Origin of the sequence: Comamonas sediminis, assembly GCF_041107495.1 — a bacterium.
Lineage (GTDB): Bacteria > Pseudomonadota > Gammaproteobacteria > Burkholderiales > Burkholderiaceae_C > Comamonas > Comamonas sediminis.
In genome coordinates, this window is record NZ_JBGBDC010000008.1 from 20,106 (window position 1) to 35,323 (window position 15,218).

A 15,218-nucleotide genomic window follows, 5' to 3' on the forward strand; every position below is an offset into this window, starting at 1 on the left:
CGGCTTCATCCCTTTCGGTATTTGTATGTTCAACAAACTATTCAAACGCAAAGAAGACGTGGCAGACCCAGGCGTCAGCATCTTCCCAGATGGTGACCAGGTGATGCTCTCCGAAGGCTCGACCGGTGACGGCGTGTCCCCCGCCAAGACGGCGGCCAATGTATCTGGCGCTGCGGTGCAGGACGATTACATGGCCCAGCTGGTCGAGGGCGAGACCGCCGCCGACGATCTGGTGACGCTGCCGGTGCTGGGTGCGGCACCGGCTGCCAAACACCAAAAGACCCTGCTGACCATCGTCATCGTGGGTCTGGTGGTGTTCTTTGCGCTGGCGGTGTGGGCGATCTTGCAGTCGCGCACCACAGGCGGCCAGCTGGCAGCCACCGGCCAGGCCTTGACCCAGTCGCAGCGTCTGGCCAAATCGGTGGGTCAGGCGGTCAACGGCAATGAGCAGGCATTTGCCGAAGTGGCAGAAGCCTCGTCGATTCTGAAGAAGAACATCGATGGCCTGAACTCCGGCTCGGAAGACCCGGCGATCAAGGCGCTGGGCAGTTCCTACGCCGAGGTGCTGGCGCCGCTGGTGGAAGCCTCGGACCGCACCGCGAGCAAGAGCGATGCCGTGGTCAAGCAAAAAGCCTCGCTGGTTGCGATGAACAAGGACTTGCAGGCGATTCACAAGAACACGCAGACCCTGCTTGAGCTGAGCGAGGCGGTGGTCAGCCTGAAGCTCCAGCAAGCGGCTCCGCCCGCTGAAATCGCCGCAGCCAGCCAGCTGGCGATGCTGACCCAGCGTATCGGCAAGTCGGCCAACGACTTCCAGAGCGCCTCGGGTGCCAATGCCGAGGCGGTGTTTCTGCTGGGCAAGGACTTGAACACCTTCAAGGAAATCGTCGCCGGTCTGCTCAACGGCAGCGCCGAGCTGCGCCTGAGCCCCGCCCGCGATGGCGCCGTGCGCGACAAGCTGCAGGAACTCTCGTCCCAGTACGACATCACGTTGAAGGATGGCTCGGCGGTGTTGAGCAACCTCAAGGGCATCTCGGAAGCCCGTGAGGCCGAAGTCTCGATCCAGTCGGCCAGCGATCCGCTGCGCAAGGGCCTGGAAGCACTGCAGGCGGACCTGAACAGCTGGTCCGACCGCATATGGCTGTACCTGGTGGGTATCGTGCTGGCAGCGTTGCTGGTGGGCCTGGGTGTGTGGGGCCTGGTGCGCCTGCAGCTGGCAGACAGCTTGAACCGCCGCCGCGCTGCAGAATCGCTGCAACAGGAAGCAACCCGCCAGGAGCAGGAGGCCAAGCGTCTCAATGACGCCAACCAGGCTGCCATTTTGCGTCTGATGAACGAGTTGCAGTCCGTCGCTGAAGGGGATCTGACGCAGGAAGCGACCGTGACGGAAGACATCACCGGCGCGATTGCCGACTCGGTGAACTACACAGTGGAAGAGCTGCGCATGCTGGTGGGCAGCGTGCAGAACACGGCGACCCGCGTGGCACAGACCACGTCGACCGTGGACTCCACGTCGACCGAGCTGCTGGCTGCGTCGACCGAGCAACTGCGTGAGATTCGCGAAACCGGCAAGTCGATTCTCGACATGGCGACCCGTATTAACCTCGTGTCGTCACAGGCGCAGGAATCGGCTTCGGTGGCGCGCAAGTCGCTGATGGCGGCCGAGTCGGGCCTGCAGGCGGTGGAAAACGCGATCGGTGGTATGAACTCGATCCGGGACCAGATCCAGGACACCTCCAAGCGCATCAAGCGCCTGGGTGAGTCCTCGCAGGAGATTGGTGAAATTACCGACCTGATCTCGGACATTACCGAACAGACCAACGTGCTGGCATTGAATGCTGCCATCCAGGCGGCTTCCGCCGGTGAAGCCGGCCGCGGCTTCTCGGTGGTGGCCGAGGAAGTGCAGCGTCTGGCTGAACGCTCCGCCGATGCAACGCGCCAGATCTCGGTGCTGGTGAAGGCCATTCAGACCGACACCCAGGACGCGGTGGCCGCTATGGAGCGCTCGACCCAGGGTGTGGTGGAAGGGGCCCGTCTGTCGGACAGCGCCGGTACGGCACTGGCGGAAATTGACCGCGTTTCGCGTGAGCTGGCAGATCTGATTCAGCAGATTTCCCGTTCTGCGTCCGACGAAGCAGTTCAGGCCAACGATGTGGCAGAGAATATCCAGCATATCTTTGCGGTGACGGAGCAGACCAGTGATGGCACCCGTACCACAGCGCAGCAGGTGCGTGAGCTGTCGCAAATGGCCGAGGAACTGCGCCAGTCGGTGTCTCGGTTCAAGATTGCCTGACCCATGCCTGCTGTTTCATTTTGACCCGCAATCGGGGACTGTTGCATGTCTATAGCTATCGAAAATAAAGCGGAAAACGCACAGCCAACAGAAGAGAGGGATCTCGGGCCATTGGCGTGGATCAATGACGAGGTTCGCCGGTCACTGGAATCCACGGTCAAGGCGTTGCTTCGTTACAGCCGGGATGTGGAAGCGGCCAAGGTATCGGACCTGGAGGCGATCGACACCACCGGTATCCGCGTGGCCAAGCAGTACCTGCACCAGGTCAAGGGTGCGTTGCAGATGGTGGGTGTGGGCCAGGCGGCCGAGCTGGTGGGCCTGATGGAAGTGGCGGCACAGCGTTTTGCGGCCAAGCCCCACCTGTGCACCGAGAAATCGGTCGCGCTGATGGAGCGCACGTCGTTTGCGCTGCTGGAGTACCTGAGCCATGTGCTCAAGGGGCGCAACGTCTCCTTCGTAGCGCTGTTTCCGCAGTACAAGGAAATGCAGGCCTTCACCGGTGTGGAGCGTGTCCACCCGGCCGATCTCTGGCAGGGCGACCAGGCGCAACAGGAACCGAAGACGCCGCCAGTGGCCGCACTGCCGCTGGACCGCGGCGCCCGTGAGCGCCTCGATGCGGACATGCTGCAGATCATCAAATCTGCCGACGCGCGTGCAGCGCAGGATTTGACCGCCGTCTGCCTGGGCCTGGCCCAGGGCCAGACGCAAGCCCCTTTGAAACTGTTCTGGAAGGTGGCCGCAGGCTTCTTCGACGCGCTGGCGTACAAGTTGCTCGACCCCGACCTCTATGTGAAGCGCTCGGCGTCGCGGGTGATCATGCAGTTCGCCGCGCATGCCAAGGGTGGCAGCGATGTGGACCAGGGCCTGCAGCATGAGCTGAATTTTTTCTGTGCTGTTGCCCAGGGCCCGGATGAGGCCAAGGCGGCGGTGCTGCAAGCGGTGCGCGTCAGCCTGCAGACCGAGGCGCTGCAAGGCGTGAACTACGGCCAGGAGCGCTTTGGCCTGTATGACCCGGCTGTGCTTGCGCAGGCGCGCAAGCGCCTGGAGTCCGCGGCCGAGCTGTGGTCGTCGCTGGCCGATGGTGACCGCTACAAGATCAAGCCGGTCGCCGACCAGTTCCACCTGATCCGCGAATCGCTGCACAAGCTGCATATTGGTGCCGACGAACTGGGCGCAGCGCTGGGCCGGGTGACCGAACGCCTGGTGAGCACCGGCACGCCGCCTTCGACCCCGATGGCGATGGAAGTCGCCACCGCCGTGCTGTACCTGCAGGCCAACCTGGAGTCGCTGGATGTCAAGCCTGCGCTGATGCGCGAGCGTGCTGACCGCCTGGCGCAGCGCCTCGACCATGTGCTGGCGGACCAGCCGCCCGAGCCTCTGGAGACCTGGGTCGAAGAGCTGTACCGCCGCGTCAGCGACCACCAGACCATGGGCAGCGTGGTCGATGAGCTCCACTCCACGCTGGCAGAGGCAGAAAAGCACCTCGACCAGTATTTCCGCAACCCCGATGATGTCTCGATGCTGGGCACCGTCACCGGATCGCTGTCGCAGATGCGCGGCGTGCTGTCGGTGCTGGGTCTGGACCAGGCTGTCGCTGCCACGCAGCACCTGCGTTTGGTGGTGGACCAGCTGGCCGCCGGCCAGGTGGCCGACGACGACAAGCCCGTGGTTTTTGAGAAGCTGGGCAACAGCCTGGGCGCGCTGGGCTTTCTGCTCGACATGCTGGGCTACCAGCGCACCCTGGCGCGCAAGCTGTTTGTGTTTGATGCGACCAGTGGCGAGCTGCGCATTGTGATGGGCACCCAAAGGGCCGGCGATGTCGCGCCTGCCCCGGTGGTACCCGCGCCGGCCGCAGCGCCCGATGCGCCCGAGGAACCGGAAGACGATTCCGTCTACTTCGCGCCGACCATTCCGGCGCCCCTGTTCGAGGCCAGCCCGGCCCCGGCGCCTAAGGCGCCTGCGGTGCTCGCCCCGGATCTGCAGTTTTTTGCGCCTGCCCCGGCGCCGGTATCGGCACCAGCACCAGCACCAGCACCAGAACCATCCCCTGTGGCGTCAACCCCGGCACAGCCGCAGGTCTCCGAGGAGGCACTGGACCAGGAGCTGCTGGACATCTTCTTGGAAGAGGCCCAGTCGGTCGTGCAGACCGGCGGCCAGGCACTGCAATCCCTGCGCCGCGATGCGGCCGATGCCGAGGCGCTGACGACCTTGCGCCGCGCCTTCCACACGCTCAAGGGCAGCTCCCGCATGGTCGGGCTGGTGCAGTATGGCGATGCGGCCTGGTCGATGGAACAGGTACTCAACAGCTGGCTGGCAGAACACAAGCCGGCCGATGCGCCGCTGCTGGCGCTGAGCGCCGAGGCACTGACCGGTTTTGGCCGCTGGGCCGAGGACATTGGCGCGCAGCGCCAGTCCACCTGGAACCCGGAGATCTTCCGCATCTCCGCCGATGCCATGCGTCTGGATGGCGTGCACCTGCCCCTGGTGGTGCCTGGCGCGCCTGGCCAGGTGCCGCAGACGGAGCAGTGGCCGCACGGTACCGAGCCTTCGGCGCTGGAGTCCGATGCTGCTGCCGCAGCCGACGCTGCAGAAGAAGGGGCCGCGTTGGAGCTGACTCCGCCAGCGCCTGCTGCCGCACCGGATGCGCCGGCCGAGCCGGCGCCAGCGCTGGCCTGGCCGCTCGACGGCCTCGACCTGGAGCTGGATCCGCCCGCTGCGCTGGAGCCCGAGCCTGCCTTGACCACGCCTTCGGGCCTGGTGCCGCTGGCGATGGCGCCGGAAAGCGCCGAGGAGGTCGATTTCTCGGAGTTTGCCCAGGCGATGGCCAGTGCCGAGGCCAAGGCCCCCACTGTGCAGGATCCCGAGACGCTGCAACCGCACGACAGCGCGCTGGACTTTGTATCGATGGACGCAGGCCTGGAATTTGTGGCCGACCTCGAGGCTGCCAAGCTGGAGCCGGCGCCAACCCGCTTGCCGCTGGAGCTGCCATCGCTGGATCTGACCGACGTGCCCGCCTCGCTGGAGCCGGCCACCCCGACTGGATTCGATGCCATCGAGTTCGCGGACACCATGCTGCCCGCGCTCGAAGCGCTGCCCGAGGAGCCGGTGGCCGAGCCCCAGACCCTGCTCGTGGTGCCCGATGATCTGGCGTTCCCCGAGGCGGTTCCGCAGGCGTTGGAAGTGACGGAGCCGGTTGAACTACTGCAGCCGCATCCAGATATCCCGGCAGCGGATCTGAACGAGGCGTTCGTGTCGGCTGCCGAGCCGCAGGCAGCCGAACCCGCGCTGCAACCCGCCGCTGCCGCAGAGGCTGAGGCAGCGGCCGAGCTATCCGTCCACGCGGAAACGCAGGCCCATCCGGAGGCACCCGCCGACGCGCAAGCAGAGGCGCTGGCTCCCGTACCTGCGCCGTCTGACACCGAGCCGCCGGCCGATGCTCAGGAGCCGGCCGAGGTGGCCAATGTGCTGGGCGTAAGCCCGGCGCTGTTCAATGTCTACCTTGCGGAAGCCGAGAACTGGTCGCACAACCTGGAGAAGGTGCTGTACGCCTGGGCCCAGGCGCCCAACCGCAATTTCCCCGAAGATGCGATCGCCTACGCCCATTCATTGGCAGGCAGCTCGTCCACGGTCGGTTTCAGTTCGTTGTCCGAGCTGGCCCGGTCGCTGGAGCATGCGCTCTCGCACATCCACAACTTCTCCAACCCGGAGGTGTCCTGGCTCAATACCTGCCAGGCAGCGGGCTCGGAGATCCGCAAGCTGCTGCACCAGCTGGCAGCCGGTTTTGTCAAACCGGCCAGCGAGATCGTGGTGCAGGACCTCGAAGACATTGCGAACCAGGAAATCAACTCGCAATTGCATCCGCCTTATGGCATGGCCGAGTTCGACCTCGAGCCCTCTGGCCTGGGCGAGTTGCGCGAGCATCCGGCACGCGCAGCCGAGCCGGCCCGCGCCTTTGCAGCTGCAGCCGCCGTGCCGGCCGCTGCGTTGCCCGATCTGCTGGAGTTGCGCAATGACGATGCGATCGAAGTTGTCGACGTCATTGACCCCGACCTGTTCCTGATCTTCGAAGAAGAAGCGCAGGAGCTGCTGCCCAAGCTGGGTGGGGCGCTGCGCGAGTGGTCTTCCGACCCGCAGTACCTGCCGCCGCGCGGCGAAGTGCTGCGTCATCTGCACACGCTCAAGGGCAGTGCGCGGCTGGCAGGCGCGATGCGCCTGGGCGAAATGTCCCACCGCATGGAGTCCGAGGTCGAGGACATCGGCACCGAAAACCTGACCGGCCAGGACATCGAGATTCTGCTGGCGCGTTATGACGGCCTGCAGCAGGAATTTGTCGGTCTGCAGGAGCGGGGCAACCAGGTGCTGGCAGAGGGTGCCTTGCCCCAGCAGGCCCCTGCAGCCACCGAGATGGGCGAAGTGGTGGCCGAAGTGGCGGCCAGCACGCCCGCTGCACAGGAAAGCGCCAGTGCAGAGCAGGCGCTGCAAGCAGCCGATGCCGCTGACGCCAGCGCTGGCGTACAGCACAAGCCGCTGATGCTGCGCATGGCGCCGGTGCGTGCCGCTGCCGGTCAATCGGTGCGTGTGCGCTCGCAGTTGCTCGACCGCCTGGTCAATGAGGCAGGCGAGGTGCTGATTGCCCGCTCGCGTCTGGACATGCGCCTGAGCAACATCCGCTCGTCGATCAAGGACATGTCGAGCAACCTGGAGCGCTTGCGCACCTTGCTGCGCGATGTGGAGATGCAGGCCGAGTCGCAGATGCAGTCGCGCATGGCGCTGGCCAAGGATTCGGATTCGGGCTTCGATCCGCTGGAGTTCGACCGCTTCACCCGCGTGCAGGAACTCACCCGCATGATGGCCGAGTCGGTCAACGACGTGGGCACGGTGCAGCGCAATCTGCAGCGCACCGCTGAAGGCGCCGAAGACGATCTGATTGCCCAGGGCCGCCAGGCGCGCGAGCTGCAGCGGGACCTGCTGCGCACGCGCATGGTGGAGTTCGACTCCATCTCCGAGCGTCTTTACGCCATCGTGCGCCAGATCTCCAAGGAGCTGGGCAAACAGGTCAAGCTGGACATCACCGGTGCCTCGATCGAGATCGACCGGGGTGTGCTGGACCGGGTCACCCCGGCCTTCGAGCACTTGCTGCGCAACAGCGTTGCGCACGGTATCGAAACGCCGGAGGAGCGCAAGGCGCAAGGCAAGCAGCCGGTGGGCACGATCGCCATCGACGTGCGCCAGGAAGGCAACGATATCGCCGTGTCCATCCACGACGACGGCGCGGGCCTGCAGCTTGAGGCCATTCGCCGCAAGGCCATGCAGTCGGGTCTGATCACGGCCGACGAGCCGCTCGATGTGGACAAGGCGGCGCAGCTGATCTTTGCCCCCGGCTTCTCCACAGCGACCGAGGTCTCCGAGCTGTCGGGGCGCGGTATCGGCATGGACGTGGTGCGTACCGAGATCCAGTCGCTGGGTGGCCACATCGTGACCACGTCGGAGACCGGCAAGGGCACGCGCTTCCAGATGGTGATGCCGCTGACCACGGCGGTGACCCAGGTGGTGATGATGCGCGCCGGCGATCTCAAGTTCGGCGTTCCCGCCAACCTGGTGGAATACGTGCGGCGCGTGCCCAAGGCGCTGATCGAGCAGGCCCATGCCAACGGTGTCTACACCGACAACGAGCAGGAGCTGCCGTATTACTTTGCCGGTGCGCTGCTGCAGGGCCACCTGCGCAGCCAGGAAGAGCCGGAGAAGACCAGCGCGGTCGTGATCCTGCGCTCGGCCACCAAGCGCCTGGCCGTGCACGTCGATGAAGTGCTGGGCAACCAGGAAGTCGTGGTCAAGAACCTGGGCCCGCAACTGGCGCGCCTGCCAGGTCTGGCCGGCATGTCGGTGCTGGCATCCGGTGCGATTGTGCTGATCTACAACCCGGTGGCCTTGTACACCGTGTATGGCCAGCAGATTGCCGACCGCATTGCCGAAGCGGCGGTGCGCCCTGAAGTGGCCAAGGCACCGGTGCGTGAGTTGGCCGAGCAGGTGGTGCAGACGCCGTTGGTGCTGGTGGTCGACGACTCCATCACCGTGCGCCGCGTGACCCAGCGTTTGCTGCAGCGCGAAGGCTACCGCGTAGCGCTGGCCGCCGATGGCCTGCAGGCGCTGGACCGTCTGCGCGAGGAGCGCCCGGTCATGGTGCTGTCGGACATCGAGATGCCGCGCATGGACGGCTTCGAGCTGGTGCGCGAAATCCGTGCCGATGCGGCGATGAAGGACCTGCCGGTGGTGATGATCACCTCGCGCATTGCCGACAAGCACCGCGAGCACGCGGCCAGCCTGGGCGTGGACCATTACCTGGGCAAGCCCTATGCCGACGAAGTGCTGCTGTCGCTGGTCCGCCAGTGTGTGCTGGACAATGAGATCAAGGCGGCCGACGCCGCCCCGCTGCACTGATCGGGCCGATGGCTCCAGTCCCAAGGGCTGCCTGCGGGCAGCCCTTTTTTATGCGCGCCCGGCAGCCCTTGCAGCGTGCCGTGCACCCAAAAGGGCGCCGGGCTGCCCGTACAATGGTTCCCCATGAGCGCTGAGATCGACACTTCCGGGACCATGAACCTGACACACCATTTTCTGATTGCGATGCCGGGCATGCAAGACGAGATGTTTGGCCGCAGCGTGGTCTATGTGTGCGAGCACAGCGAAAAAGGCGCGCTGGGCATCATCATCAACAAGCCCTCGGACATCACGATGGGCAAGCTGTTTGACAAGGTCGATCTGCCACTGCGCCGCGAGGACCTGGAGCTCGAACCCGTTTTCCAGGGCGGCCCGGTGCATACCGAGCGCGGCTTTGTGCTGCACGACCGGATCGTCATCGAATCGGGCGCCGCCGACGAGTCCGCGTACTCGGCCACCTTGACCATTCCGGGCGGCCTGGAGATGACCACCTCGCGCGATGTACTCGAAGCGCTGTCCACCGGCGCCGGTCCGCACCGGGTGCTGGTATCGCTGGGCTATTCGACCTGGGGCGAGGGCCAGCTGGAGTCGGAGATCACCGAAAACGCCTGGCTGACCGTGCATGCCGATGCGGGCGTGATTTTTGATACACCGGTGGCCGAGCGCTACAACACGGCGCTGGCGCTGCTGGGCGTGCAGCCCTGGGCGCTGTCTGCCGCTGCTGGCCGCGCATGACGGACGCTGCCACCAAGCCTTTGCTGGCGGAAGCGGCTCGCATGCAGAGCTTCATCGCCTTTGACTTTGGCATGAAGCGTACCGGCGCTGCCTTTGGCACCCGGATGCTGGGCACGGCCCGGCCGCTGCCGACGATCCATGCCGAAGGCAAGGCCCGTTTCACGCCGATGGAGAGCCTGATCAGCCAGTGGCAGCCCGACGCACTGGTCGTCGGCATTCCCTACCACCCCGACGGCGCGGCCCATGAAAATACCGCGCTGGCGCTGCGCTTTGCGCGCCAGCTGCGGGGGCGCTTTGGACTGCTGGTGTTCGAGGTGGATGAGCGCTACAGCACCACCGAGGCGCTGGCCAATGGCGCGCGCGATGCCGATGCGGCCTCGGCCTGCATCATTCTCGAGCAGTTCATGCGCAGCCTGGATGTGCCCGATCTGGGCGGCACGGCCTGAAACCCCGCTGGCCCGCCATGCAAGCGCTGAGCCGTTCCCTGATTGGCCTGTGGCGCCTGGCGCGCATGGGTCTGCATATCGTGGTGGGTGTCATCACGATCTGGCTGACGTTTGGCCGCCTGGGCCATGCCGAGCGCAACCGGGCGGTGGAGCGCTGGGCCGCTCAACTGCTCCGGCTGAGCGGCATCGAGCTGCGGGTGCTGGGTGCGGTGCCTGCGCACGGCCCCTTGCTGATCGTTGCCAACCATCTGTCCTGGCTCGACATTCCGGCCATCCATGCGGCGGGGCACTGCCGCTTTGTTTCCAAATCCGACGTCAAGGCCTGGCCCGTCATCGGCGGCCTGGCCAGCGCCGCAGGCACCTTGTTCATTGAGCGCAACTCCCGGCGCGATGCGATGCGCACCGTCAGCCGCATGGAGGAAGCAATGCGCCACGGGGATATCGTTGCGGTCTTCCCCGAGGGGACGACGGGCGATGGCCGGCAGCTGCTGCCTTTCCATGCCAACCTGCTGCAATCGGCGATTGCGGCCGAGGCGCCGGTGCTGCCCTTGGGGCTGTGCTTTTACGACAAGCTAAGTGGCCGCATGAGCAGTGCCCCGAGCTATATAGGCGATGAGAGCCTGTTGGGATCCATCTGGCGCACCGTGACGGCCCCGCCGTTGGTGGCGCAGCTGAACTATGGCCAGCCGCAGGCCAGCGCAGGCCGCAACCGGCGCGACTGGTCGGCCGATCTGCAGGCGGCGGTGGACCAGCTGCGCCAGGTGCAGCGCTGACGAGGACCGAGGGCTTCTGGCCTGAGGTTCATTGCCCGGGCGCGAAGCAGACCAGGTGCTCGGGCTGGGCACGCAGGCCGATGCTGTCGCCTACCGCGTGCTGCAGCTGGCTGGAGACCTGCGCATAGACCAGCTGCTGGCTGGGCAGCTGCAAGGTGTAGAGATACTGCGATCCCCGGAAGGACTTGCGCAGCAAGGTGGCGCGGTACGGCGAGGCAGGGTCAAACACCACCTCGCTGGCGCGCAGCAGCACATCGCAGGCCTGTGATGCTTCCGGCGCGGCGATGGCACCGAGCGGGGTGTCGAGCTGCCAGCCTTGCGCAGACGACACCGGGGTGGCCGGCAGCAGACTGCCGTGGCCGATGAAGTTGGCCACAAAGCGGCTGGCGGGTTGCTGGAACAGGGTGCTGGCATCGGCCCATTGGTGCAGGTGGCCGCTTTCCATCACGCCAATCTGGTCGCCAATCGCAAAGGCCTCCAGCTGGTCGTGCGTGACGAACAGCGCGGTCGCCTGCGCGGCCTTGAGGATGTCGCGCAGCTCATGGGCCAGGCGTTCACGCAGATCCACATCGAGGTTGGAGAAGGGCTCATCCAGCAGCATCAGCTGCGGCCGGGGCGCCAGCGCCCGGGCCAGCGCCACCCGCTGCTGCTGGCCGCCTGACAGCTCATGCGGGTAGCGCCCAGCGCTGTTCTCCAGCCCCACGAGGCGCAGCACCTCCTGCACACGCTGCTGCTGCTCGGACCGGGGCAACTGGTGGATGCCGAAGGCCACATTCTTGCCCACCGTCAAATGCGGAAAAAGGGCGTAATCCTGGAACACCATGCCGATCCGGCGTTTCTCGGGCGGCAGATTAGCGCTGCTGCTGCTGACGACCTGGCCTTGCAGGCGGATCTCGCCGCTGGCGATCGGCTCGAGCCCGGCCACTGCACGCAGCAAGGTGGTCTTGCCGCAGCCCGAGGGGCCAATCAGCACGCCGATATCGCCTGCCTGCAGCTGCAAAGACACCTGCGCCACCGCAGGCTGGGGGCGCCCGGCATAGCGCACATTCAGTTGGGAGACCTCTAGAAACATGGCCGCATTGTAGAGGGCTCTCCCGGGCAAAGGGCTTAGGTGCCTGGCAGGTAGAATCGCCAGCTTTTGGCCCGTCAGTGATTCGCATTTGCAAAATCTCGCCCGCTTCCGTCGTCAGCTGCTGCTCGTAGCCATTGCCCTGGTGCTGGTGTTGCCGGTGCTCACCGTCTTTAGCGCCTGGTTGCCCGGGGCGGGCAATGACCTCGGTGCGTTTGCCGTGGTGCGCGAAATGTTTGCGACGGTGCTGCCGGGCTACATCCGTACCACGGTGGCGCTGGGGCTGATGGTGGCGTTGGGCTCGGCGGTCGTGGGCACCCTGTGCGCGGCGGTGGTGACCCTGTTCGACTTTCGCGGCCGCAAAACCTTGGAATGGCTGCTGCTGCTGCCGCTGGCGATGCCCGCCTATGTGACGGCCTATGCCTATACCGATTTTCTGCAGTTCAGCGGGCCGCTGCAGGTGTGGATGCGTGCCAGCTTCGGGCTGCAAGGGCGGCTGCTGCCGGAGGTGCGGTCGCTCGGCGGCGCCGTGCTGGTGTTTGTGGTCTCGCTCTACCCTTATGTCTACCTGCTGGCGCGCACGGCGCTGAGCGAGCGCGCCGCCCACCTGATGGAGGCGGCGCGCCTGCTCGGCGCGTCGATGCCGCGCCGGATCTGGGCGGTGGCCTTGCCGATGGCCCGGCCAGCGGTGGTGGCCGGTGTGGCACTGGTGATGATGGAGACCCTGGCCGATTTCGGGGTGGTGAGCTACTTTGGCATTCAGACCTTCACCACCGGCATCTACAAGGCCTGGCTGTCGATGGAGAACCGCAGTGCTGCAGCCCAGCTGGCCACGATGCTGCTGGTTTTGGTGCTGGTGGTGCTGCAGCTGGAGCTGCGCGCGCAGCGGCGCATGCGCTTTGTCACCAGCGGGGTGGGGCGCGCCTCATCGGCCGAGGCCCAGCCGTATCGCCTGCAGGGTGCGCGCTGCCTGGCGGCCTGGTTGCTCTGTGCGCTGCCGGTGCTGCTGGGCTTTGTGCTGCCCGTCATGTTCATGCTGCGGCCCTTGGCGGCCGATTGGTCGGTGATTCCGTTGGACCGCTTTGTGCAGTGGGCCGGCAACAGCATCCGCTTTGGGGCCATCACTGCCGTGCTGGCCGTGGCCATTGCCATGCTGGCCGCCTATGCGGCCCGCCGCAGCCAGGACTGGGTCACGCGCAGCACGGTGGGCCTCATCAGCCTGGGCTATGCGGTGCCCGGCGCGGTGATCGTCGTGGGCCTGCTGCTGCCAGTGGGCTGGGTGCAGCAGGCGTTTCCGCAATGGGCCTTTCCGGCGCTGATCACCGCGACCTCGGCCGGCATCATCTGGGCCTATCTGGTGCGCTTCACTGCCATTGCGCTGCAGTCCCTGCAGAGCGGCTACACCCGCATTCCCAGGAGTCTGGATGAATCGGCACGCATGCTGGGTGTGGGCAGCGCCGGCCTTCTGGTCCGCGTGCATGGCCCGCTGCTGCGGCGCTCGGCCCTGACCGCCGCGTTGCTGGTCTTTGTGGATGTGATGAAGGAGCTGCCCGCCACGATGGTGCTGAGGCCCTTCAACAGCGACACGCTGGCCGTGGTGGCCTACCAGCTGGCACGCGACGAGCGCCTGGGCGAGGCGGCGCTGCCGTCGCTGGCGCTGGTGCTGGTGGGACTGGTGCCGGTCATCTTGCTGATCCGCACGATGCGCAGCTCGGCATCGCGCTGATACCTCTCATCCTCGTTGCCTGGCTGGCGGTTCAGCAGGCTGGCCGCGCACATTCCATCGGCGCATTCGGCAAGCTGCATCACCACAGCGGCTGCACGCTCCCCCTAATTTGGATCTCCGTGGCGTTATTGCCCTATCGATAGGTGACCTATATCGCATTTGATCTGGATCAAACAACCATCTCGGGTTTTCCCTTAAACTGAATTTTTGAAACATTAATTGACTATTGGTGTTTCATTTTTTGAATCACCGAGATGCTTGCCGTCCGCGTGATTGGATGGCTGGCGCGCCGAGGTGGTGCCAGGCTTGGCTTCCCGTCCACCTCCCAATGCCGCGCAGCGGCTCCCATCGCGTGCAAACACCAACTCCCGTTCTGGAAACAGACAACTGGGGCGTGGCCTATGGCGACAAGGTCATCCTCTCCAGCCTGCAACTGCAGATCGCCCCTTGCGCCATCACGGTCCTGATGGGGCCGGTGGGCGGGGGCAAGTCCACGGTGTTGCGCAGTCTGGCGGGCCTCAATGACGAAAACCCGCGCTTTGCGCAATGGGGACAGTTGCGCTATGCCGGCCAGCCGCTGGCGGGCGTCCACCGGCCCCACCTGGTGCGCCAGCATGTGCGCCTGATGCAGTCAAGCGTGCAGGATTCGCTCAGCGAGTTGCTGCCGCAGGCCCATCTGCTCTCCGGTTTGGACCGACGTGCCTGGTGCGAGGCCTATCTGGACCGCATGGGCTTTGCCGATATCAAACCGCTGCTGGCGCAAACAACGGTGGAGCTGTCTGCGATGCACCAGCGTGCGGTAGCCATTCTGCGCGAAGCCGCTGCCCAACCCTTGCTGCTGATGTGCGATGAGCCCACTGCCGACTTGCAGGACTACGACGCCTATCTGCTGCTGGAACTGCTCAAACGCATTGCCCATGAGCGCGCTGTGCTGCTGGTGACCCACAACCAGCGCCATGCCCAGCGCGTGGCCGACCATGTGCTGCTGCTGGCCGGTGGTGCGGTGCAGGAGACGAGCCGCGCTGACCATTTTTTCTCCGCGCCGTATTCGCCGGCAGGCCAGCAGTTTGTACGCAGCGGCAGCTGTGCCGTGGTGGCGCCGCAGCAGACGGTACAAGAGGCCATGCAGGCCGAACCTGCACCTGCAGCGCTGCAGGCCCCCGCCCGCACCGCTGCGCAGGCGGCGCGCCAAAGCCAGCGCGCGGTATTGCCCGATCTGGCGCTGGCCAACCCGGTGCTGGCGGCCGAACACTATGTGCCCGGCGCGCGCGGGCCGCGCGGTTTTGCCTGGCTGGTGCCGGGCAAGCTGGCCGGCACGCCGCTGCCGGGTGTGGTCAATGACACCGATGTGGACATGCAGGCGCTGAGGCGTTGCGGCATCACCGTCCTGGTGTCGTTGACCGAGACCGATATCGACCAGGCGGCGCTGGCGCGCAACGGCCTGCGCAATGTGCATCTGCCGGTGCATGACCGGGAACCGCCATCGGTGTCACAGCTGCAGATGCTGATGCTGAAGATGAAGCGCCTGCTGCTGGCCGGCGAAGTGCTGGCGGTGCACTGCCTGGCGGGCCTGGGCCGCACCGGCACCGTGCTGGCGGCCTGGCTGGTTTTTGAAGGCGTCACCGCTGAAGAAGCGCTGCGCCGTGTGCGCGAGATCGAGCCGCAGTACGTGCAGTCCGAGCAGCAAGAACGCTCGCTGTTGGCGTATGAAGAAATGCTGCTCGAGAAGATGGGCTAATCG

Annotated in this window: 8 protein-coding genes; 7 read left to right on the forward strand and 1 reads right to left on the reverse strand. The window is 65.7% G+C overall.

Features of this window, described 5'->3' with window-relative positions:
- The first annotated feature begins 25 nt into the window (after positions 1-25).
- The 5 genes from AB7A72_RS17900 to AB7A72_RS17920 all read left to right on the forward strand — a co-directional run bounded on the left by AB7A72_RS17900 (position 26) and on the right by AB7A72_RS17920 (position 10,682).
- Positions 26-2,293, forward strand: a complete 2,268-nt coding sequence (locus tag AB7A72_RS17900) for a methyl-accepting chemotaxis protein (RefSeq protein WP_312412546.1) — start codon at positions 26-28, stop codon at positions 2,291-2,293.
- A gap of 165 nt (positions 2,294-2,458) precedes the next feature.
- Complete coding sequence (locus AB7A72_RS17905) at positions 2,459-8,731, forward strand: hybrid sensor histidine kinase/response regulator (protein ID WP_369460732.1); 6,273 nt, start codon at positions 2,459-2,461, stop codon at positions 8,729-8,731.
- Between the two features lie 123 nt (positions 8,732-8,854).
- Positions 8,855-9,463, forward strand: a complete 609-nt coding sequence (locus AB7A72_RS17910; RefSeq protein ID WP_239809316.1) for a YqgE/AlgH family protein — start codon at positions 8,855-8,857, stop codon at positions 9,461-9,463.
- Entirely contained in the window at positions 9,460-9,909 is a 450-nt protein-coding gene (gene ruvX / locus AB7A72_RS17915) for a Holliday junction resolvase RuvX (RefSeq protein ID WP_312833932.1), read from the forward strand. Before AB7A72_RS17910 ends, ruvX begins: the two co-directional genes overlap by 4 nt.
- Positions 9,910-9,926: 17 nt before the next feature.
- A complete protein-coding gene (locus AB7A72_RS17920; protein ID WP_369460733.1) occupies positions 9,927-10,682 on the forward strand; it encodes a lysophospholipid acyltransferase family protein in 756 nt (251 codons plus the stop codon).
- 28 nt (positions 10,683-10,710) lie between these two features.
- Here the strand turns inward: AB7A72_RS17920 and AB7A72_RS17925 are convergent, their stop codons facing one another.
- Positions 10,711-11,754 (reverse strand): ABC transporter ATP-binding protein, encoded by a 1,044-nt coding sequence (locus AB7A72_RS17925; protein WP_369460734.1) that lies wholly within the window; start codon positions 11,752-11,754, stop codon positions 10,711-10,713.
- Positions 11,755-11,842: 88 nt separating this feature from the next.
- On the opposite strand from AB7A72_RS17925, the gene AB7A72_RS17930 reads away from it, so the two are divergent.
- Positions 11,843-13,477: an ABC transporter permease gene (locus AB7A72_RS17930; protein WP_312452225.1), complete on the forward strand. Its 1,635-nt coding sequence runs from the start codon at positions 11,843-11,845 to the stop codon at positions 13,475-13,477.
- A 352-nt stretch (positions 13,478-13,829) separates the two neighbouring features.
- Positions 13,830-15,215 carry a phosphatase domain-containing putative toxin gene (locus AB7A72_RS17935; protein ID WP_312527509.1) on the forward strand — a complete coding sequence of 462 codons (1,386 nt, stop codon included), beginning with the start codon at positions 13,830-13,832 and terminating at the stop codon, positions 15,213-15,215.
- The last annotated feature ends 3 nt before the right edge of the window (positions 15,216-15,218 follow it).

Coding starts and splice junctions, on each gene's coding strand:
- AB7A72_RS17900 (WP_312412546.1), top strand. CDS start 26: ATGTTCAACAAACTATTCAAACGCAAAGAAGACGTGGCAGACCCAGGC.
- AB7A72_RS17910 (WP_239809316.1), top strand. CDS start 8,855: ATGAGCGCTGAGATCGACACTTCCGGGACCATGAACCTGACACACCAT.
- ruvX (WP_312833932.1), top strand. CDS start 9,460: ATGACGGACGCTGCCACCAAGCCTTTGCTGGCGGAAGCGGCTCGCATG.
- AB7A72_RS17920 (WP_369460733.1), top strand. CDS start 9,927: ATGCAAGCGCTGAGCCGTTCCCTGATTGGCCTGTGGCGCCTGGCGCGC.
- AB7A72_RS17925 (WP_369460734.1), bottom strand. CDS start 11,754: ATGTTTCTAGAGGTCTCCCAACTGAATGTGCGCTATGCCGGGCGCCCC.